The organism is Pseudoalteromonas nigrifaciens (genome assembly GCF_002221505.1).
Lineage (GTDB): Bacteria > Pseudomonadota > Gammaproteobacteria > Enterobacterales > Alteromonadaceae > Pseudoalteromonas > Pseudoalteromonas nigrifaciens.
The window spans coordinates 2023983-2046755 of the sequence record NZ_CP011036.1 but is presented as its reverse complement, the minus strand read 5'-3'; the positions used below and the strand labels follow the sequence as shown (position 1 = coordinate 2046755).

18 protein-coding genes and 1 pseudogene are annotated in these 22773 nt (G+C 38.7%); 9 read left to right on the top strand and 10 right to left on the bottom strand.

The genetic code is table 11. From position 1 onward, the window contains the following. The first annotated feature begins 12 nt into the window (after positions 1–12). Complete coding sequence (gene brxL, locus PNIG_RS09915; RefSeq protein ID WP_244181030.1) at positions 13–2196, top strand: protease Lon-related BREX system protein BrxL; 2184 nt, start codon at positions 13–15, stop codon at positions 2194–2196. A 333-nt stretch (positions 2197–2529) separates the two neighbouring features. On the opposite strand, the gene tnpC is transcribed toward brxL, so the two are convergent. From tnpC to PNIG_RS09900, 3 genes are all read right to left on the bottom strand, one after another. Beyond that, positions 2530–4011 (bottom strand): IS66 family transposase, encoded by a 1482-nt coding sequence (gene tnpC, locus PNIG_RS09910; protein ID WP_008467384.1) that lies wholly within the window; start codon positions 4009–4011, stop codon positions 2530–2532. An 80-nt stretch (positions 4012–4091) separates the two neighbouring features. Continuing rightward, positions 4092–4442, bottom strand: coding sequence for an IS66 family insertion sequence element accessory protein TnpB (gene tnpB, locus PNIG_RS09905; RefSeq protein WP_010554756.1), 351 nt, complete (start codon positions 4440–4442; stop codon positions 4092–4094). Further along, positions 4439–4780, bottom strand: a complete 342-nt coding sequence (locus PNIG_RS09900) for a hypothetical protein (protein ID WP_008467385.1) — start codon at positions 4778–4780, stop codon at positions 4439–4441. The genes tnpB and PNIG_RS09900 overlap by 4 nt, the downstream gene beginning before the upstream one ends. A 447-nt stretch (positions 4781–5227) precedes the next feature. Between PNIG_RS09900 and PNIG_RS09895 the strand changes: the two genes are divergently transcribed. From PNIG_RS09895 to PNIG_RS09885, 3 genes are all read left to right on the top strand, one after another. Beyond that, positions 5228–6538, top strand: a complete 1311-nt coding sequence (locus tag PNIG_RS09895) for a hypothetical protein (RefSeq protein WP_076920568.1) — start codon at positions 5228–5230, stop codon at positions 6536–6538. Positions 6539–6547: 9 nt separating this feature from the next. After that, positions 6548–7234 (top strand): hypothetical protein, encoded by a 687-nt coding sequence (locus PNIG_RS09890; RefSeq protein WP_089368380.1) that lies wholly within the window; start codon positions 6548–6550, stop codon positions 7232–7234. Positions 7235–7849: 615 nt separating this feature from the next. Further along, on the top strand, positions 7850–10849 hold the full coding sequence (locus PNIG_RS09885) for a Tn3 family transposase (protein ID WP_076915769.1): 3000 nt from the start codon (positions 7850–7852) through the stop codon (positions 10847–10849). 169 nt (positions 10850–11018) lie between these two features. Here PNIG_RS09885 and PNIG_RS09880 read toward each other — a convergent pair whose 3' ends face one another. The 6 genes from PNIG_RS09880 to merR all read right to left on the bottom strand — a co-directional run bounded on the left by PNIG_RS09880 (position 11019) and on the right by merR (position 14689). Next, positions 11019–11456, bottom strand: coding sequence for a MerR family transcriptional regulator (locus PNIG_RS09880; protein ID WP_008110853.1), 438 nt, complete (start codon positions 11454–11456; stop codon positions 11019–11021). Between the two features lie 113 nt (positions 11457–11569). After that, positions 11570–13009: a mercury(II) reductase gene (gene merA, locus PNIG_RS09875; protein WP_008467329.1), complete on the bottom strand. Its 1440-nt coding sequence runs from the start codon at positions 13007–13009 to the stop codon at positions 11570–11572. Between the two features lie 20 nt (positions 13010–13029). Further along, entirely contained in the window at positions 13030–13449 is a 420-nt protein-coding gene (gene merC / locus PNIG_RS09870) for an organomercurial transporter MerC (protein WP_008467331.1), read from the bottom strand. Further along, a complete protein-coding gene (merP, locus tag PNIG_RS09865; RefSeq protein WP_008110847.1) occupies positions 13449–13733 on the bottom strand; it encodes a mercury resistance system periplasmic binding protein MerP in 285 nt (94 codons plus the stop codon). Before merP ends, merC begins: the two co-directional genes overlap by 1 nt. 46 nt (positions 13734–13779) lie before the next feature. Then, positions 13780–14127 carry a mercuric transporter MerT family protein gene (locus PNIG_RS09860; RefSeq protein ID WP_016899520.1) on the bottom strand — a complete coding sequence of 116 codons (348 nt, stop codon included), beginning with the start codon at positions 14125–14127 and terminating at the stop codon, positions 13780–13782. Positions 14128–14317: 190 nt separating this feature from the next. Then, the gene (gene merR, locus PNIG_RS09855; protein WP_033011277.1) at positions 14318–14689 is read right to left on the bottom strand and encodes an Hg(II)-responsive transcriptional regulator; all 372 of its coding nucleotides are present in this window, start codon (positions 14687–14689) and stop codon (positions 14318–14320) included. A 350-nt stretch (positions 14690–15039) separates the two neighbouring features. On the opposite strand from merR, the gene PNIG_RS09850 reads away from it, so the two are divergent. Continuing rightward, complete coding sequence (locus PNIG_RS09850; protein WP_008467336.1) at positions 15040–15663, top strand: recombinase family protein; 624 nt, start codon at positions 15040–15042, stop codon at positions 15661–15663. A 32-nt stretch (positions 15664–15695) separates the two neighbouring features. On the opposite strand, the pseudogene PNIG_RS09845 reads toward PNIG_RS09850, so the two are convergent. Continuing rightward, positions 15696–16106: pseudogene (locus PNIG_RS09845) on the bottom strand (ISAs1 family transposase); the annotation flags it as partial. Between the two features lie 169 nt (positions 16107–16275). Here PNIG_RS09845 and PNIG_RS09840 point away from each other — a divergent pair. The 4 genes from PNIG_RS09840 to PNIG_RS09825 all read left to right on the top strand — a co-directional run bounded on the left by PNIG_RS09840 (position 16276) and on the right by PNIG_RS09825 (position 22588). Beyond that, on the top strand, positions 16276–16623 hold the full coding sequence (locus PNIG_RS09840) for a hypothetical protein (protein WP_010554760.1): 348 nt from the start codon (positions 16276–16278) through the stop codon (positions 16621–16623). Between the two features lie 104 nt (positions 16624–16727). Further along, positions 16728–17966: a TolC family protein gene (locus PNIG_RS09835; protein ID WP_024603421.1), complete on the top strand. Its 1239-nt coding sequence runs from the start codon at positions 16728–16730 to the stop codon at positions 17964–17966. Positions 17967–18028: 62 nt separating this feature from the next. Further along, a complete protein-coding gene (locus PNIG_RS09830; RefSeq protein ID WP_089368379.1) occupies positions 18029–19375 on the top strand; it encodes an efflux RND transporter periplasmic adaptor subunit in 1347 nt (448 codons plus the stop codon). 12 nt (positions 19376–19387) lie between these two features. After that, positions 19388–22588, top strand: a complete 3201-nt coding sequence (locus PNIG_RS09825; RefSeq protein ID WP_076920499.1) for an efflux RND transporter permease subunit — start codon at positions 19388–19390, stop codon at positions 22586–22588. The last annotated feature ends 185 nt before the right edge of the window (positions 22589–22773 follow it).

Below are 22773 nucleotides of genomic sequence, written 5' to 3'. Positions count from 1 at the left end.
GGAAGGCATAAAATGGAAACCAAAGACAATTTAGAAAATGATAATCAAGAAAACCAAGTTGCCAACCAAGAACGTGAAATTAATGTACATGTTCATATGCATGAAAATGACGCGACGATAGACCCTATAGACGATACTGCACCTGTGCTTACTGAGCGTGGGGAGCTAAGAAGTATTGATCTAGACGAGCTGATGATAAATGAATTTAAAGGTCGTATTGTACGTAAAGATCTAACAAAGCAGTTAAAAGAAGGTGCTAACGTTCCTGTATACGTACTGGAATACCTTTTAGGTATGTATTGCTCTGCTGCTGAAGATGACTTAATTGAAGAAGGCATGAAAAACGTTAAGAAAATCTTAACGGAAAACTATGTTCGACCAGATGAGGCCGAAAAAGCCAAGTCGCTTATTCGTGAGAAAGGCACGCATAAAGTTATTGATAAAGTGACGGTTAAGCTAAACCAGAAAAAAGATATTTACGAAGCAAGCCTATCTAATATCGGTATCAAAGATGCGGTTGTGCCAAATAAAATTGTTAAAGAAAACGAGAAGCTCTTAACAGGCGGTATTTGGTGCATTATTACAGTTAGCTATTACTATGAAGAAGGCCAGAAAGTATCACCTTTTAGTGTATTTAGCTTAAAGCCAATTCAAATGCCTTCTATGAATATGGAAGAGGTATATCAAGCTCGACGTAAATTCACAATGGATCAGTGGATCGATATGTTACTGCGCTCAATTGGAATGGAACCTGCTAATTTAGATCACCGAACTAAATGGCATTTAATTGCTCGCATGATCCCATTTGTTGAAAATAACTATAACGTTTGTGAACTTGGGCCGCGTGGTACAGGTAAGTCGCATGTTTATAAAGAGTGCTCTCCTAACTCGCTCTTGGTATCGGGCGGACAAACTACAGTTGCTAACCTTTTTTATAATATGTCTTCTCGCCAAATTGGTTTAGTGGGAATGTGGGACGTTGTGGCCTTTGATGAAGTAGCCGGAATCCGTTTTAAAGATAAAGACGGTATTCAGATCATGAAAGATTATATGGCCTCAGGTTCATTCTCTCGTGGCCGTGATTCGATAGAAGCTAAAGCGTCAATGGTGTTTGTTGGTAATATTGACCATAGCGTTGAAACTTTAGTAAAAACGAGTCACCTTTTAGCGCCATTCCCTGATGATATGATTGATGCCGCATTTTTTGACCGTTTTCACGGATACATTCCTGGTTGGGAAATACCTAAAATGCGCCCTGAGTTCTTCACAGACCGCTTTGGTTTAATAACTGATTACTTAGCTGAATACATGCGCGAAATGCGCAAGACAACGTTTTCAGACTCTATTAATAAGTTCTTTAAGCTAGGAAATAACTTAAACCAACGAGATGTAATAGGTGTGCGTCGTACAACTTCTGGATTACTAAAGTTATTAGTACCTCATGGGGAATATACTAAAGAAGATGTAAGGGTATGTTTAACCTATGCTTTAGAAGTTCGCCGCCGAATTAAAGAACAGTTGAAAAAAATAGGCGGCATGGAATTTTTTGATGTTAACTTTAGCTATATTGATAATGAAACACTCGAGGAATTTTTTGTCAATGTTCCAGAACAAGGTGGTTCAAACCTAATACCAGCTGGAATAGCTAACCCTGGTGTGCTTCATTTTGTAAGTGAAGGCGCAGCTGGCAAGTTAGGGCTATACAGAGTTGAAACTCAAATGACACCTGGTAATGGTAAGCACTCTACTTCAGGTTTTGGCTCTGATACGTCAGCAAAAGAACAGGTTAGGGTGGGTTTTGAATATTTCAAAGGTAATTTAAATCGTATAGCAGCGACTTCACGATTTTCTGAACACGAATTTCACTTGCACTTTGTTGATTTACAAAACTCAGGCAATAGTCATACAGCAAGTTTAGCTTCTTTAATTGCTAGTTGTTCAGTTCTAATGAATAAACCAATACAAGAGTCTATGGTTGTGCTTGGCAGCATTACATTAGGTGGTGTGGTAAATCCAGTGCAAGATCTCGCATCTAGTATGCAAATAGCGCTAGAAGGTGGAGCAACCAAGGTACTTCTGCCAATGGCATCAGCCAGTGACATCCCATCAGTCCCAGCAGAGACGTTTACTAAGTTTCAGGTAAGCTTTTATAGCGATCCTGTGGATGCTGTTTATAAGGCGCTTGGGGTAAATTAATGTAAGTGGGGCAATTGTTGCATATTCTCATGCATCGCGATCACCTAATACTATCTAAGCCGATCACCTAATACCATCCATCAAGATCACTCAATACCATCGATGCCGATCACTTTTCGGTCAAAATGGTATTGAGTGATCGGCTTGAATGGTATCGTTCAATTTGTACACGTTTTTGTCTAGCCAGTAGGTGTTTTTAACCGTTATTCTTTTCATTTTTGATGATGAGAATGACCATGCCAACGGCACCTATTTCAATGCGTAAACTTAAAGAGATTTTAAGACTAAAATACTGTCGGAGGACATTAAAGGTGAGCGTCTAGCGAACTACACCTATGTTTTAAAATTCCAGGGTAACAAGCTGTCGATATCGGGCTCAGGCTGGCACAGTTCATCAAGGCAAGCACAGATGTAATTAAATGGGATTAGACCATTTATCTTGGCGGTTTCCACAATGCTGTAAAGGGTGGCACTAGCATGGGCACCGTTAGCCGTTTGGCTAAATAACCAATTCTTTCGGCCTATCACAAACGGTTTTACCGCGCGTTCTGCTCTATTATTATCGATGCTAAGTCGGCCATCATCAACATAGCGTATGAGCTTGTGCCATTGATTTGCCAGGTAATTAGCTGCCTCTATCAGTTTGCTGTTCCCCACTAAATTTGGCTGATCCTGCTCAAGCCATATTTTTAGCTTGCTAAGAATAGGCAGGCTAACCTCTTGTCTTGCCGTATATTTGTCATCCACACTTTTATCTTTGATGCGTGACTCAACGCCGTACAGTTTTTGGATAAGGCTCAATACCACATCCACTTTGCCGGTTTTGTTTTTACCTTGTAGCTTTTTCGCGTCGATAAATTTACGACGAGCATGCGCCCAGCAGCCGATTAAGGTTGCCTCTGTTCTGGCATAGGCTTGATAGCCATCCACGTGCAAGTACCCTTGATATCCATCAAGATAATTGACCACGCAGGCGGCCGCGCGACTATTGTGGAAGTCGTAAAGTACGATATTAGGGATAGGATTATTCGGGTCTGGTGAATCTCGACCCGAGCAATACACCCACATGTAACTGTTTACTTTGTCCGATTTCACCACCTTTAATGGCGTTTCATCGGCAAACAGCGTGGGTTGCCTTAACAGCTCGGCTTTAAGCCGTTCAACTAATGGCGCGAAGAGTGTGGCTGATTTGTCTATCCAGCTGCTCATGGTCTGTCGACTGAGTTCAATACCGTATTGCTTAAACATCGCTTCCTGGCGATACAGCGGTAACCCGTATTGGTATTTACTGGTGATAAGCTGACTGAGCAAACTGCTGGTTGCAATGCCTTTGTTGATGGGCATGGCAGGCATTGAGGCTTGTTTAATCTGTGTCTGAGTTGAGGATTTATCACAGTGACGGCAGGCGTATTTAGGCCTAATATGCTCAATCACTTTGATTTTAGCGGGTATGAACTCAAGCTTTTCTGACTTATCTTCACCCATTCTATGTAGCTCACCGCCACAGCAATCACAGGTTTTGTCGATGATGTCGTGAATAACTTGCTCACGAGGTAAGTCTTTTGGCAGTGGCTTACGCACCGGCTTTTTACGGGTATAGCTAATGGATTGTTGCTCTGCCTCAACTTCCTCAACAATTTCTTCCACTTCATTGAATAACTCGCCTTGCCCGGCAAAGCCTTCAGCACTTTTGCCGAATTGTTTTTGTTGGGCCAAGCTCCAGCGCTCTTCCAATGCCGCAATCTGGGCATCCTTCTGCGCTAACAGTTTTTCAAGTTCAGCAATGCGCTGTTTAAGGGCGAGTTCATTTTTCATGACGCCTATTTTAAGGCATCATCAAAGGCTTTGCAGTGCTAACTGAACTCACTTTGATGATCATCAATCGATCGCAAATATTAAAGCATTTGCTTACCTGCGACATCAATTTTACTGTGTCCAATCACATCATAACCCGATAATAACCAGTGTAATTGCTGCTCGCTTAAGGTCATGGTGGGTGACATGAGTTTGGGCCATTTGAACTTATGCTTATCTAATCGCTTATACCACAGTGCAAAACCGGTGTTATCCCAGTAAAGCAGTTTGAGTTTGTCACGGCCTTTATTACAAAACACAAATAGCGCACCACTGAGCACGGGTAGTTCAAGCTCTGCTTCCACCAACGCCGCCAGACCATTAATTGATTTTCGAAAATCAACGGCATCGGCACATAAATAGACGGTGGGTACATCAACGAACATCCTCATACCGTTAGCCCTTTAATAATGGCAACGATATCGGCCGTCGCTAAATCGATAGGAAACGTGAGTTGGCCGGTTAGCGTATCAAACTGCAGCGTATTTTGACGAGTTTGCGCGCAGACTTCAGTAGTTTGTTTTACCTGGACAAAACGTGATGATGTAAGGCACTGCGTGTGCACTGGCAAGGTGGAATTAGGCTGGTCTTTTGCCAGTAAAGCACGTTGTTTATAATAAGTCGTAATAGCGACATTATGGTGTTGGCAGAATTCAATATTAGTACCACTAAACGTACTGCGTTTCAGCAAAAGCTGCTGCCACTGTGCGCTTGTTCTGTAAGTTTTCATCACCTGCTCCGAATTTATCATTGAGCAGGTATTTTTAGATAATCAGAACATCGATGCTAGGTGTGGTTCGCTAGACGCTTACCATTAAAGTATGAAACTCGACAATAAATACTAAAACCATGACAATAAAGTTCGAAACTTTTCGATGCTATTTGTCGCAGTCTGCCTTTTGTTCTAACAAGCTTTTGCCCCGAAACGTGTTAAAGCAATTACTCTATAGGTCGGCTTTGAGCGAGAAGCAGTCATTGAAAAATTTGAATTTATTCCCGCTTTTTTGAGTAGTCTAATTTTCCCAATAACATAATTCACAGTCATATGAATCATTTGTTTACAAAGGTAATTATTGGTGAAATTATTTAGGCATATAATATACGCCGCTTTATGTGTTATGAACCGCCAAATTGTTGTTAATAAGACATTAACTGCGCTCGGAGTCAAGGAAGCTTTGTGAAGAATTTCGAATTAGAATCTATTTCAGAAAAAATACACTTTGGTAGAACAAAAGAGTATTTTAATGAAGTTTTAACGTCTTATCAAAACCAATGTTATCGCTCTTCAGTCGTTATGCTTTGGTCAGTAGTAATTTGTGATTTAGTTTATAAACTACAAAATTTGGTTGATCAATATGGTGATACGGTTGCTTCCAATATATTAAAAGATATAAAGAAAATTCAAACGGATGATCCAAAATCTCCAAATTGGGAGCTAAAACTCCTTGACGAGGTTTACGACAGAACCGATTTTATAGATAGCTCAGAATATGAAAACCTAAGATACCTACAAAAACAAAGACACCTATCAGCCCACCCAGTTTTAAGACAAAACTTGGAACTTTACAAACCAAATAAAGAAACTGTTAGGTCGCTTATCAGAAATGCGTTAGAAGGTATCTTGATAAAACCTCCATTTTATACTCAAAAGGTCGTAGCTGAATTTCTTGAGGACTTAGATGAGGCTAAGACGGCAATAAACTCATTCCCTAAGTTAAAACGATATATCTCAAGTCGGTATTTAGACCGTATATCTAAAGACGTCGAAATGGTTATTTTCAAGACAATTTGGAAATTTGCATTTAAGTTATCGGATGATAAGTGTAAAGAAAATAGGCAAGTTAACCTATGGGTTGTCCGTGCAATTACCGAGAGACATTCTGCGCGTGTTATTGAAGAAATCAAAGGCAATAATGATGCGTATAGTAATATAGCTGCTGTAGGGGAGCCTATGGGGTTCTTAATGTTCTACTTGGCATATTACCCAGAAGCATACGTGTGCTTGAGTGAAGACGCAAAACTCAAGATTAAGCATGCAAGGGACTCTAGTATATTAGGTAAAATATACGGTTGGTTCATCGATGGGGATTTAGGAGCACATTTTGATTTTCTTTGTTCTTGGTTTGCAAGTGATGAATATCCTACAATTTTAGATCAACAATGGGAACACATTTTAGAGTTATCGGATTCAGATGAATGGGAGGAGTCATTTTCTAAACTGATAGCTGTCTATTACTGCTCAAGTCGTAGTTTCGATACCGCAGATAAAGTCTTTGGCCAGTTAGTTTTACCGTACTTAAAATTTTTCACAAAAAATTCTGCTGTATTCATGCTTGAAAACATTGAAACTAATAATCAAGTTTGGGATAGAAACCGTGCAGCACTTGATCACCCTAAACTAAAAGACAAATTTGATAAATTACTTGGAGAAAAATTTGATTATAAAAAATATCCAAGGTTTTTTAGTAACCTTCCTGCTACGGACTAGAGGCGCATAATGAGATTTATTCTATCGATTAATAAAATAATTAATGTTTTGTTTTTAATTTTCTTATCTGTGATTCTATTAAATGATTTATGGTTTCACAAATTACCTGAGTTATTCGATGGTGGAGAAAGACTGCTTAATTCCGTTTATAACCTGGCAATGGGCTATTTAGTAAGTTATGTGTTTTACCTCATTGTTGTCAGATATAAAGAATATAAAGATGAAGTGCATATTAATTCTGTAATTCTTCCATTAGTAAATGAAGTGATTAAAAGTAATGAGTTGATAAATGAGTGCCTTAGAGATACTGATAAGTCTGAAACGTTAAACTTAAGCGACATAGAGTCATTAAAAAAATTTCTTAAACAAAACAAACTCAATGATAATATTCCCCGTGCAACAGGCACATTTTTATATACTCCAGCAACTTGGGCCGATTTCCTCGAGGGGCAGAAGCAACTTTCTCGTAAAAACATACAAAGGGCTTTTTCTTTCATATCACATTTAGATCCTGAATTAATTCGATTGCTTACAAAACTAGACAATAGCCACTATTATAATTTGTTAGTTTTCATCTCGAAGTTTTCGGACGTTCAGAAAAAAAGCGATATGGAAAATTTGGCAGAATCATACTTTGAGTACAATAAATCTGTAGTTGAGTTAAAAAACTATAAACATACGTGCTTAGTTTCATAACAAGCCATCTAAGTAGTATTTTGCTTCTTTGTTACTTATTTTTAACTAATTTTGGCCTCATTGAGAGGCATTACCAATGTCCGCTCATGGCACAGAGCCGTCCTTCGGCTCTAACTCATTTATGTCCATCGACGATTTATCAATATAACTCACCTTTGCCCCAAAATGAGTTAACCTAAATACTCTGTGGCTTAGCTTTGAGCTGCTGTTAACCATAAAGTTCGTATTTCTCTCTAATTCTACAAAGCATACATTTAATTTTATAACTAGCTGCTTTTTTGAATAGTGCTAATCTAATCGCTTGCATAGTCATGTAGGGGTTTTGCGCCCATCCCCTCGAAATTAACCTTAGCTTGAATTTTCACGCTTAGAGTAACTTTTCGTACCATTGGACTTCACCCCTTGAATAACACAGTTTGTATTATTTAGCCCATCCCCTCGAAATCGGCATTAGTATTCTTAAGTAATAATACACAGTGGTAAACTATCTTATGAAAAGTTTACCACTTTAGTCGCTTAAATCGGCTTTATGGTAATGTTAAGCAGTTGACTGGTAAACATTAACCTCATTGATTAAGGTATGCTGATTAAAAATAACAAGAAAGGCTTACCACTATTTCTTCATCAAACACCAAGCGTATACAAATTCTCAGCGAATCAGAAATCAACGAACTCTATGCCTTACCCAATTTTAACCGTAAAGATCGTGATGATTATTTTTCGTTAGATAGTGAAACTCAAAGGCTCGTCAACGAATTAAGACGTATTGAAACCAGAGTGTATTTTATCTTACTGCTTGGTTACTTTAGGTCACGGCCAATAGTATTTAATTTCTCATTTACTCAAGTCAGTAATGATTTAGATTATGTAAGATCCAAGTATTTCAGCGATAAAGATATGTCTCTTGAGGATTTATCACCAACAACAAAAACTAAGCTGATTAATAAGTTATTAAAATATACAGGGTTTACAGCATACCAAAGCAAGTTAGATAAAGAGCCGCTATTAAAAAGGCTTAACGATGTTGTAAAAATCAACCTTGAACCAAGGTATGTTTTTGATGAATGTATTGCTTATTTTGGTCAAAACAGAATAGCGCTAGCTGGTTATACAACGCTGCAAGACACTATTTCTACGGTATTATCAAATGAGCGTAACCGAATTGAAATGGTGCTGCTTGATAGTTTGTCTTCAGGTACCAGAAAAACATTACTTAAATTACTTGAGTCAAATAATACCTTTACTGACTTAGCCAAGTTAAAGAAAATGGCTAAGGACTTTTCAACGAGCCAAATCACCCAAGAGCTGAAGACGCATAAAATTATACGCTCGCTTTATCCAGAAATTAAGTCACTGATTGCTGAACTGGAGCTATCACCTAAAAATCTTGAATACTATGCTTCACTGGTAAAGCACAAGTCCGTTTATAAGCTTAGAAAACACGCAGATAGCCAAACTATTTTATATCTCGTTTGTTACTTGTTCTTCAGGTACCGAGAGACTAACGACAATCTTGTTGCTGCATTTATTTACTTGGTAAGGAAGTTAACCGAATCAGCTAAAGGCTATGCAAAGCAGCGTATTGTTGAAGATGTAACCATTGTAAGAACCAAATTAAAATCCGCTGGTAGTTTATTAAAGTACTTCATCGATACCGATATGGACGATGATTTAAGCTTTGGTGATGTACGTAAAAAAGCCTTTGAATTGATCCCTGCTGACAGTATTAAACTGTTAAGTGATCACTTAGATAATAACGACTTTGATGGCCGTCAGTACGAATGGCAATTTATTGATAAACAATCCAGTAAAATTAAAAAACTTATCCGCTCATTATTTATGTCTATCGATATTGAGTTCATTCATTTAAAGGATGAACTCCATGAGCAGTATGTTATGGCACATTCTGAACTTAGTGAATTAAAGGCTATCCAAACCATTAACATCGATGTGGTACCTAAACATGACCGAGAGTATTTAGAGGGAGAAAATACCAAATTAATTGCTAATCGATTTGAGTATTTCCTTTATCGTAAAGCCGAACAATTATTTCACAGTAATAGCTTAACGGTGAAAGAAAGCGTTAATAACCGTAGTTTAACGTCAGATCTTATACAACCTAAAGAATGGCAGCAAAAAGAGACAATCATTGAAAACACTGGCCTTGATAAGCTGGCAACACCGATTAACCAAACACTCGCAGATAAGAGCCAACAATTAGAAGTTAAGCTGAAGGAAGCAAGCGAGCATATCTTTAGTGGTGATAATAAGTATGTTGAGTTTATTCCTGGCAAAGCCGAACTCAAGTGGTCAATTCCTAACAGCCGTTGGCAACAAACAATTGAAAACCCGCTCTACAATCAAATTCAACACATGGGTATCGTTGAACTCATGTTGTTTGTTGATCAAAAGACAGGTTACTTAAATTCATTTACACACATATCAGCAACTAAAGAAAAATCACCAGTAAATAAAGAAGATCTGATCGCCTGTATATTGGCAAACGGCACCAATTACGGCCTATATAAAATGGCGAATATCTCTGACCGTTCAATGGGTAAATTACGCAGTGTAGATGATAGTTATGTCAGATATGAAACACTCAAAACGTCTAATGATCAGGTTTCTAATGCTATAGCCACGTTGCCAATATTTGCCTATTACCATGTGGACGATAATCAGTTGTTTTCAAGCATTGATGGTCAAAAATTTGAGTGTCGCATAAATACGTTTAAGGCTCGGTATTCGTCTAAGTACTTCTCCAAAGGTAAAGGTGTTTCAGCATTAACATTGGTTTCTAATCATGTTCCGGTGAGTACGCAAGTCATTGGCGCTAACGAATATGAAGGTCACTTTGCTTTTGACTTACTCTATAACAACTCTTCAGATATACAGCCTAATACCTTATCGACCGATACGCATGGTACCAATAATGTTAACTTCGCTATATTAGATTTCTTTGGTTACACATTCGCCCCTCGATACGCGAAAATGAAAAAGGTGTTTTTTGAGCTATTTGAAGTGACTGAAGAGAACGGAGGCCGTATTCAATTAAAGAAAGATATTAATCATAAGCTAATTGCTGAAGAATGGGACAATATTCAGCATATTGTTTGTTCATTGAGTCGTAAAACCACCACTCAAAGCACAATCATTAGAAAGTTGAGTAACGGCAAGAGCCGAAGATTGTCAGCATTGCATGAGTACGACCGTTTAATTAAATCTATTTATGTTTTGGAGTATGTTGATAATTCAACGTTGCGTCATTACGTCCAGCAAGCCTTGAACAGAGGTGAAGCATACCATCAGTTAAAACGTGCTATTACTTCAGTTAATGGCAATAAATTTCGTGGGGGGAATGATTACCAAGTATCACAATGGAACGATTGTGCTCGACTCATTTCAAATTGCATTATTTATTATAATTCCGCGTTACTATCGGCATTTTTACAAATCCAAGAGAGGAACGGTAGGCAAGATGTGGTTGATGTTATTTCTCGGCTTTCACCTGTTGCTTGGCAACACATTAATCTAAATGGGGAATATGCCTTTAATAAAGACCGCAAAGAAATCGACTTAGCTGGTTTACTTAGTGATGTAGAATCAATAAGTTAAAGAATGCCATCTGTTTGTATTTCTAATTCAAAAGGTACTGCGCATCAAAGTGCCATTAAAAATTGGAGGTGTTGATATTCTATATGCTTGATATATACAAGCTAACATTGATAGAAAACAGATAAGCTAACAAGTTTTTAGTCGAGCCATGAACTGTTCTATAATTGTTCTAATTGCAAAACTCTTCAATTTGGTTTGTTACTAGATTTAAAAATACTTTTCTATGCTCGATTTTAGTAAGTAGCAGCTTTTGGATGTCTTCAGGAACTTTTCTTTCTCCTGCATCTATTGCCATTAGTAATGGCTTGATATCAACTACAAGAAGACCTGCCGCCCTTGCTGCTCGAATGAACTTTAATCTCTTTAATGCACATAAGCCGTAAAGTGAATGGCCTGACTTAGTTTTTTCTTCGCAGTGTACTAAGTTCTCAAGAACATAATTTCTTACCGTATGGACAGATGTTTGTGCAGCTAGTGCCAGTTGAGAAATACTCAAAGGAAAATCCAACGCATCATCATCACTACTAATGAACTTATTGATGTCAGGTATCTCTGTCAAAAAACTGACTTCACCAACAGGAATGTTTTCAACCTTAGATTTAATCATGATTTAGCATGCTTCCAATTTGTGTTGTTAATGGAATGCCTTAAGATATCTTGATTACATTCAATCAATTGGCACTCCATTAACATTTCTGTAAGTACATTACCGTTAAATGATTACCCTGCGCAGCAAGATAGCTCTTTAACGTCTTTGCTAAAGGTTTGAGCGCATAACTTCAATCCTTCAACCATCGTCAAATACGGAAATAGTTGACCTGCCAATTCTTCGACTGTCATTTTATTATGAATAGCAAGAGCCGCACTTTGAATCAGTTCTCCGCCTTCATGGGCTAAAATTTGTGCGCCTATCAGTTTTCCCGTGGATTCTTCAGCTACCAACTTGATAAAACCATCCGTTTCAAAATTTGCTAAAGCTCTTGGTACGTTTTCCATATCAAGTACACGACTTATCGTATTTATTCCTACCGCTGAAGCTTGTACTTCGGTTAGACCTACCGTAGCAACTTGTGGGTCGGTGAATATAACAGCAGGCATGGTAGATAAGTCGAGTTGCGCATTTCCACCTGTCATATTAATTCCAGCCCTACTTCCGGCAGCAGCAGCAACATAAACAAATTGTGGCATATTGGAGCAATCTCCAGCGGCATAAATGTTAGCTGTTGATGTTTCCATCATACTATTAACAACAATGGCACCACTTTTATCTGTTTCAACACCAACATTTTCTAAACCAAGCTTTCCAGTATTTGCATGGCGACCCGTAGAGATAAGCAATTTTTCAGCGATTAATGTTCCTTCGTTAGTTTCCAATGAAAAACCATTGCTATCATAAGAAACATGACTTGCTTGCGTATTATTAAGTACCCTAATACCTTCTTTTTCAAAGCACTCTGCCAGTTTTTCACCTAATAACGGATCTTCAGCATATAAAAGGGTATGTCTGGCTAGAATTGTCACACGGCTACCTAAACGGGCATAAGCTTGCGCAATTTCCAGAGCAACAACGGAGGAGCCGATGACAACTAGACTACTCGGTAACTCTTCTGCAAATAAGGCTTCTGTTGATGTCCAATAAGGTGTATCAACTAAACCCTTAATTGGCGGAATGCTTGGTGTAGAGCCTGTTGCAATTAAAATGCGATCTGCAACCAGCTCTTCTTCACTACCATCAGACTTGTGAACTAGCAAGGTATTTTGATTTTTAAAACGTGCATAACCTTTAAGTAAAGATAGCGCGGGATTACTCTCTAAAATACGTTGATATTTAGCATCGCGTAGTTCTTCGACGCGAGCGTTTTGCTGATGTGCTAATAAGGAGCGGCTAAGTTGTGGCTGAATATTTTCTAAACCATCAAACGGGTTAGTACGTTGCTGATGCGCTAATTGCGCAGCACGGATCAATATTTTTGAAGGAACACAGCCGACATTTACACAGCAACCTCCGATTACATCGGCTCCTTCAATGATAGTAACTCTTGCTCCGCCTTCTGCTGCTTTAATCGCACTGGCAAAGGCCCCTGAACCACTACCAATAATGGCTACATGTAATTGTTCTGGCTGGATGTCATTTGACGAGCAACAACTATTCGTTGACATATTTTATTCCTCTTAAAAAGTTAAGCGGTACAAGTTTCATCATCACAGCGTTTATTCGCAGGAGAAACCATGTCCCAAATTGATACAGCAACCATTAGTCCTAGCCCCGTATAAGTAACGTATGAACTCCACCCGTACTGGAACCAAGGGTATAAAGAGAGTAAAACCAAAATGGGGCCAATTGAACCGATAAAACTACGGTGCCATTGACGATGGCTAAACCAGCCTAAGATATTCATTGCCAGCGCTAATACTGCAAACAGTGGTAACAACGTATTGATAAATACCCCTTCCCACTGACTAAGAAATCCCATCCCAATTGCCGCACCAAGACTAGCTATCGCGGGAAAACACATGGCGCATCCCATTGCCGAAACAAGTGCACCTATAGAGCCTGCTTTATCTCCGATACGCGTAACTAGTTCTAAGGGGCTAAACATTACTTATTTTCACTTTTTAAATTTGAAGGGTAGCCAGCGTTGGTAGTCGCTGCAATTAATGCATTGATGTTGGTTTTAGTGTCATCAAAAGAAACAACAGCTAGCTTAGGCTTGTAGGTAACTTTCGCATTTTCAACGCCATCAACATTTTCTAATGACTTTTTAACTGTGATTGGACATGTCGCACAGTTCATCGTTGGCACTTCCAGTGTAACTGTTTTTACTTCAGCAAAAGCACCAAAACTAGAAAGTGAAAGCAGTGCGGTTAATAATAATTTTTTCATAATTAGCTCCAAATTTTAAAATGTTATAAATTTCTTGATCTGTATATTAAGCAAACAAAAGTATCCAATAATTACTGGTCACTAAAATTGTCGCAACTATAGCGCTCAGCCAGAAAATGACTTTTCGTTGTTGCTGTTTCTTAGGAATTGCACAGGCCGTTCCCGGCTCACACTCTTCTACAGGACGGTAAATTTTCCAACCTGAGTAACCAAACAACAACACTACAAATGCGATAAATAATGGCCTATAGGGTTCAAATGCAGTTAAATTACCAATCCATGAGCCACTTACCCCAAGTAATAACAGGAGCAAAGGACCTACACAGCATACGCCTGCGCCTAATGCTGCTATGATGCCTCCTATCATTGGAAGGTTTGATTCTTTTTGATTCATATAGATACCTCATTAAGTGATAATGCAAGTGTATTGCATGTACCTAAGTACGGAGTCAAGGGTGATTTATAAAAAATTTATCTTTGATAATCTGCTACGACAGATACGGGGAATAAGCTAACTTGAATTAAGGCGCAGAAGTAAAATTGGATATGCTGTTTTAGTGGGAAATGGTAGTTAAGTGAATCATTTACTTCGGTTGCAACGAATCAATTATTGGGCAGTGGCTATCGTCATCATTATTTTGGCATTGTCCTAAATGTTCTTCCAAAGCGTGTTCTAACAACAACAAGTCAGCCATCTTTTTTTGTACTGCGATCAGTTTTTTATTAGCTAATTCTTGTACTTTACTACATGGGCTATCGTTTAACGCAAGTAACCCTTCAATCTCATTTAGCGTAAAACCTAATTCTTGAGAACGCTTGATAAAATGTATTCTATTTACCGTTTCTTTCGGGTAATGTCTATAGCCCTGCATAGGCTTTGGTGGTTGTTTAATTAAGCCTTTGCGTTCATAAAAGCGAATTGTTTCGACATTTACACTCAGTTCTTTAGCCAACATACTTATGGTTCGTTTAGACACGTTATCAATTACCTTACTGACTTTTTGTTTACTTACTTTATATCTAATTAAAGTGACCATCAATGAATACCAGTTTAAACATCGCTAATTGATTTTGTTTTTTCTTCTATTAAATAAGTAAAGTTACCGTTGTTACAACAATATTAAACCACAACAATGTATGGTTTATCCTTTTTCATTATCAAAGTCCAAATTAGTGTTATTACATGCAGTTCTACATGAGTACACCCTAAAGATACTGTTAATATATCACAGGCAATTACGTAATGACACCACTTAAATAAACCTATATGATATGACACCATCTAAATAGACCTAATTAGGCAAAAATGTTCATAAGAGCATATTTACGAGCATCAACTTCTGAGCAAGATGCAAATAGAGCAAAAAGCTCATTAAAAAAATTCGTTTCTGGCTTCAGCAAACGAATTGCTTCTTTTTATATAGAAAATAAATCTGGTAATTCTTTAGATAGACCAGAGCTAATTCGTTTATTGGATGAATCAGAGTCCGGTGATGTTTTGTTAGTTGAATCAATCGATCGTTTAACAAGGCTAAGCCCTGATGATTGGAAAACTCTTGTAGCCTCAATAAATGAAAAAGGAATTAGTGTTGTTAGTTTAGATCTACCAACCAGTCATTTAACATTTGGCAGTTTTCCAAGTGATGATTTTATGAGATCAATACTTAGTGCTATTAATAATATGCTGTTAGAAATATTAGCGGCCAGTGCATATAAAGAATATCGAGAACGTGAACGTAAGCAAAAAGAAGGTATTGTAAAAGCACAGCAAAAGGGACTTTATCACGGTCGTCAGCCTGATTTAGAGGCTCATGATAGGATTGCCTCGTTTACTGAAGCTGGATTTAGTATTAATAAAACGGCTGAAGCAGTTGGAGTTAGTCGAAGTACGGTAATTAGAGTTAGAAAAAAGCTTAAAAATTTAGACTAAGGTTAATTTCGAGGGGATGGGCGCAAAACCCCTAATTGGTGTTGGCAGCTCCATGCGCTGACGGTATGTAAGGCACTTTTTCTATCTTTGGTTGTAAATGAACGACGTGCTGTTTTTCCATCAATGGCAATGATATCAGCACCAGTGGTTTCAATAAGTGATGATATCCAAGATTGAAATGAATGCTCTATTTCATCTGATTTTAACCGACAAATGACACGGGCAATGGTGTCGTGTCTTGGGATACCCTCTTTGAAAGCGCCATATTTTTTTAACCAATCAAGTTTTAGATGCCCAAAATCTTCAATATCCTCCCATCCTTCTGCGCCGGAGAGTACAGCACTAATGGCTAAGAGGAGAATATCGATAAGTTCATGCTTTTTACAGCGTTCAATGCGAGGATCGGTAATTGAATCAAAGTGTTTCAGAAAAGTAGCGCTCATATTAAGTGACCAAGGTGATTATAATGCCTTGATCTGATCGCTACTTGTTCTAGAAGTTCAATTTATAATGATCTTGCCGTGGATTGTCCTGTATAAACTACTTAATTTGATTGACTTGAGTGGGTTTCTTGACTACAATGTTTTTTAAAATTTTGATGTTAGAGTAAAAATGAAAAATACTTGGATTAGTTTGTTAGTAGTACTATCGATTGCATTGCAGTCGTTTGCTTCTGTGGCTAATTCAAATGAAAGTCATCAGATTGACTCTCTACATATTCAAACAGAACATTCCCATGATAGTGATGATATTGAACTTTTCGATGAATCATCTGACACTGAACATAATATTAAAGATTGCCATCATTGTGGTCACTGTCAAGGCACTCACACACAGTGGGTTGCCAGTAATAAATCTACACTACAGACCCCTAAACTTATTATTACAAATCAATATTTTTATGCTGATCATGTAGATAAAATATTCACTGAAGAACCTATACGCCCCCCAATCGTTTAATTTAGTTTTAAAGCTATATTCGTAACAAATTTATTCTTAACTAGCGCTTAATGTAGCCTAGTTGGTTTAGTTGCGGCATTTTATTATTAAATTAAGAGATTATTATGAAATTTTTCTCAGCAAAATCTGCTGGAATCGCATTATTTATCGGCTTTTCAGCAAGTTTATCTGTTAGTAGCTTCGCTTTTGCTAAGCCAACGCTATCGAGTGACTGGCTCGATCGGCAAATCAATAAACACCCTGATATTGTCTCAGCACGTGAACTCATGAATGCTGAATTTTCCAAAGCACAGGGCAGTAAGTTACCACTTTACAACCCAGAACTATCGACAGGTTACGAGCGTGAAGGTGACGGAAATAATTACAATATTGGTATTAGCCAAACGATTGACTTGTGGGATAAGCAGGCTGTTAATGCTGCTATCGGCGATAAAATATTAACGGCGGCCAGTAAACAATTCACTTATGCGATAGAGCAGAAAAAAGCACAAGCCTTAAAAGCACTTATTAATTGGCAACTTGCCATGGATAAGTCGTCACTTGCTTTTGAACAAGAGCAACAGTTAGAAACCTTGCTTAAAATTGTAACTAAAAGGCAGAAAGCTGGCGATCTTGGTCAGGTTGATGCTGAGTTAACTTTCTTGAATTTGTCGCAAATGCTTAATAAAACGGCCCAAATACAAGCACAGTTAACACAAGCTCAAGCCAAGGTTAATGAGTTGTTGCCTGATTGGCGTCCTGATACACAAGCATATCCAGAGCAGGGCTTAGGCGTTACAAACTTTCAAGTAGCTGAGCAGTGGTTAACGCAGCACCCGCAAGTATTAGCCTCTCAAGCACTGTGGCAAATGCAAAAAAGTAAAGCTCAATATGCCATGCTTGAAACCAAAGCCGATCCTACCATTGGAATTAGTGCCGGAAAAAATGATGTCGATAATGTTGTCGGAGTTACTTTTTCTATGCCGTTAAATATTCGTAATGATTACCAAGCTAATGCCAAAGCACAAAACCAACAAGCTATCGCCGCAGAAGCAAATTTTCGTTCAGTAATGCGTAAGCAAAAGTATTTGATACAGGCAAGTACTGCCTCACTAATCTCTAATAAAAAATACCTTGGCCGTTGGCAACAGTTAATGCAAGGACGCGGCGAACACAGCGCGCAGTTATTGCAAAAACAATGGCAAGTAGGTGATTTAAATACCTCGGATTATTTATTGGCATTACAACAAAGAGCGGAAGGTTTATACGCGGGCATTGAATTACAAGCCCAGTTCAAAATAAGCGAAGTGCAATGGCTACTCGATGTAGGCCAATTAAATGCGGCAACTAAGCTATTAAACTAAACCTATTATATCACTTTACGCGGCTTGATGAGCGTGAATTGTTACAGAATTTGGAATTAAAAATGAAAAATAAAATAACTGATAAAACATCTCATAAAATAGTGAAAAAAATAAAACTCATTACCCTAAGTAGTTTATTTACTGGCTTAGCTGTCGTGTCAACTACGGCATTATCATATAACGATGCCGCTCTAGAAAAAACGCCAGCAGTAGAGCAATCCATCGTATTAAAAACTGACCATGATCATGACTCTGAAAGTGAAGAAGTGCATGACGAAAGTGGTCATGAACATGGTAGTGATGAAAGCAAAGACGACCATGCTGCGGAGGAGAAATCTGATGACGGTCATGACCATGGTAGTGAAACAGCGAGTAAAGAAACAGCTGAAGAAGAACATGAAGAAGGCATAAGTTTTAGTCCAGAAAAAATGGCACTCGCCAATATCAAAGTGACTAACTTAAAGCCGGCAATTTTTGCTAAAAGTATCTATGCACCAGGAGAAATAAAAGGGAACGGTTATACCAGTTACATTGTCTCTTCACGTACTGAATCGGTAGTGATCAGTCGTCATGCTATTTTAGGTGAACATGTGACTAAGGGTCAGTCTTTAGTTACCTTATTTAGTGAATCAATGGCCGAAGCACAAGCACAATATCGTGTTGCTTACAGTGAGTGGCAACGAACTAAAAAATTGGGCCTTGGCACCGTCAGTGAAAGCCGCCTATTAGCCAGTGAAACAGATTACATTTCAGCTTATGGTCGATTAACTGCCTTTGGTTTAACCAAAGCAGCCATTAAAGATATTGTAAAAAACAACTCATCAAATCTTGGTGAATATACCTTAGTCGCTCAGCGCTCTGGTGTGGTTTTAAGTGATGATTTCTCTCAAGGACAACGTGTGCCTGCCGGTGAAAAAATCATGGTATTGGCTGATGAAAAAGACTTATGGGTTGAAGCGCGTGTTTCGCCAAATAAAAAATTAAGTCTTCCTATTGGCACCATTGCAAAAGTTGAGTTTGCCGGGCAAGTGCATGTTGCCAAGGTCATTCAAGAAGCACATACCATTGATCCAAGTACGCGTACCCGAATCGTTAGACTGTCGGTTGAAAATACTGATGACAGTTTGCATTCAGGCATGTTTGTTAATGTAAATTTTCAGTTTGATACGCAAAGCCCTGTAATGGCAGTACCAGAAACAGCATTAATGCGTGGTGCCGATGGTGATTGGACGGTATTTGTTGAAGACCATTCTGGTGAATTTAAAGCCGTTGAAGTTGAATTAGGTCAGCCATTAGGCAATTACCGTCAAATTATCGGTATTGAGCCTAATACCCGTTTGGTAACAAAAGGTGCCTTTTTTGTTGCGTCAGAAATAGCAAAAGGCGGATTTGATCCGCACGGCCACTAGGGGAATAAGATTATGTTTAATAAAATGATTGATTGGTCGATCAATAATCGACTCTTAGTAATTATCGCCCTAATTGCTACTATGGCAGGCTCTGTTATGGTGATCCCAAAACTAAATTTAGATGCTTTTCCTGATGTAACCAATGTTCAGGTAGCGGTTAATACTGAAGCACCGGGCTTAGCCGCTGAAGAAGTAGAGCAGTTAATAACCTATCCCATTGAAGCAGTAATGTATGCGTTGCCTGATGTAGAGCAAGTACGCTCTATTTCAAAAACGGGTTTATCGGGTGTTACTGTTGTCTTTAAAGAAGGCACAGACATCTACTTTGCTCGCCAGTTAGTATTTGAGCGTTTACAAGCGGCAAAAGAGTTAATTCCGCAAGGCGTGGGCACACCAGCAATGGGACCTAACACCTCAGGTTTGGGTCAAGTTTTTCAGTATTTGTTAATTGCAGATAAAGATTCTGGTTATGATTCTATGACCTTAAGGAGCTTGAACGATTGGATAGTAAAGTTATTGGTTATGCCGGTAGATGGTGTTACCGACGTCTTATCTTTTGGCGGCAACGTCAGACAGTATCAAGTCAACATTGAGCCAAGTAAATTATTATCATATGAGTTAACGCAAGACGATATTGTTACTGCACTCGATAACAACAATGCCAATGTTGGCGGTTGGTACATGAACCGTGGACAAGAGCAATTAGTTATTCGTGGCACAGGTTGGTTTAATAGTGGCGAAGCAGGTTTAGCTGATATTAGACAAGTACCGGTTAAAACGGTTGATGGTACTGTGGTGACTATCGAAGATGTAGCCAAGGTTTCGCTGGGTAGTGAAATACGCCAAGGCGCAGTTACTATGACGCGCAGAGATGCACAGGGTAACATTGAAAACTTAGGTGAAGTGGTTTCAGGTATCGTATTGAAACGTATGGGCGCAAATACTAAAGCGACAATCGACGGTATAAGTGCACGTATTCCAATGATCAACCAAGCACTACCTGAAGGCGTACGTTTTGAACCTTTCTACGATCAGGCAGATTTAATTACTAAAGCAGTTGATACTGTAGTGCAAGCATTAGCGCTGGCATTTATATTTATCGCTATCGTACTTGCTCTGTTTTTAATGAACTTACGCGCAACCTTTTTAGTGTTAATTTCAATTCCTATTTCAATCGCTATCGCCTTAATGGTGATGTCTTGGATAGGTTTATCGGCAAACTTAATGTCGTTAGGTGGTATCGCTGTTGCTATTGGTATGTTGGTTGATGGCTCTGTTGTGATGGTTGAAAACATGTTCAAACACCTTAATAGACCTGATTCAACACATTACAAAAATGCGCAAGCGAGAACGTTAGGCACAGATGCTGATCCCCACGATGTAGAACATGATAAAGAAGGCATTCCTCTACGATTAAAAGAAGCAGGAAAAGAAGTTGCACGCCCGGTATTTTTTGCTGCCTCTATTATTTTAGTGGTATTTACACCGTTATTTAGCTTTGAAGGAGTGGAAGCTAAATTGTTCCAGCCGATGGCTATCAGTATTATTTTAGCGGTTATTTCGGCTATTTTAGTGGCACTGTTTGTGGTTCCAGCCTTAGCAACCTTTATGTTTAATAAAGGCGTTAAAGAAAGAGAAAGTTTTGTCTTAAAACCATTAGATAAGCTTTATCGAAAAGGCCTCAAAGCCGCGATGAAACACACGAAAGTAGTTATTATTGCTTCATTATTGTTACTTGTGGGTGCAGCATCTTTAATACCTCAAATAGGGACTGAATTTGTACCAGAATTAGAAGAGGGTACCATTAACCTAAGAGCAACATTAGCGCCATCAGCAAGTTTAGAAACAGCCTTGTCGGTTGCTCCAATTCTTGAAGAAAAGTTAATGGAGTTCCCCGAAGTTGAATATACCCTAAGTCGAATTGGACGTGCTGAAATCGGCGGTGATCCTGAACCAGTTAATAACATCGAAATTTACATTGGCTTAAAACCTGTTTCAGAATGGACAAGTGCCAAAAATCGCGTTGAATTACAAGGTTTAATGGAAGAGAAACTTGAGCAATTCCCAGGGTTATTACTTAACTTTTCACAGCCCATAGCGACTCGTGTAGATGAATTACTGTCAGGAGTTAAAGCGCAACTTGCCATTAAATTGTTTGGACCAGAATTAGATATGTTGGCGAGCAAAGGTCAAGAAATTGAAGCGGCAATCAAACAAATTGATGGCGCAAGAGATGTAGCCTTAGAGCAAATCGCTGGTGAAGCACAGTTAGTGATTAAACCGAAAAGACAGCAATTGTCACGTTTTGGTTTGTCAGTTGGCGATGTCATGGAAGTGGTTAAAAACGGTATCGGTGGCGTTAGCGCTGGCCAAATAATCAATGGTAATGAACGTTATGATATTTATGTTCGCATTGAAGAAAAATACCGTGATAACCAAGAAGCTATTGCAGATCTGAGAATACAATCACCTACGGGTGCTTGGGTACGTTTAGGCGATATTGCTACCGTCAGTTTTGAATCTGGCCCACCACAAGTGCGACGTGATGATGTACAGCGACGCGTGGTAATTCAAGCCAATGTTCAAGGTCGAGACATGGGAAGTGTTGTTAGCGACATTCGTGCAGTTATTGATAGCAAAGTAGATTTACCTGCAGGTTATTCTGTAGTGATTGGTGGTCAATTTGAAAACCAACAACGTGCGCAGCAGCGACTATCAGTGGTAGTGCCTCTATCATTGGCACTAATTGCCTTGCTACTTTATTTCGCCTTTGGCTCTGTTGGTCAAGCGATGCTTATTTTAGTGAATGTACCCTTGGCCGTTATAGGTGGTATTTTCTCACTGTATATTTCAGGTCAATACTTGTCAGTGCCAAGTTCAGTCGGCTTTATCACTTTGTTTGGTGTCGCCGTGCTTAATGGTGTAGTCATGGTAGAAAGCATTAACCAGCTGGTAAAAGATGGTATAGACACCTCAAAAGCTGTTTTTGATGGGGCAGTATCTCGTTTACGTCCAGTATTAATGACCGCCATTACTTCTGCGTTAGGTTTAATTCCAATGCTGATGTCCAATGGAGTTGGCGCTGAAATTCAACGACCACTGGCGAGTGTTATTGTTGGCGGTTTGGTTACTGCAACGTTACTCACCTTGTTTGTGTTACCGGTTTTATATGCTTGGTTCTCAAAAGCCAAAATCAAAGATCTTAGAGACTAACGCGCTAGATAACTTAGTGACTTACTCATTAACTTACAAATTAATAAAGTAAGTAACTAATTTGATAGCACTATAAATCGCTACTAGCTAAGCTCTTGTCAAAAGCAGGGCTTAGCCAGTCATTTTCACTCGATGCAGAGATTCAATAGTAGGCTTTTATTAGCTTCGAATTTTTGCATCCTAAA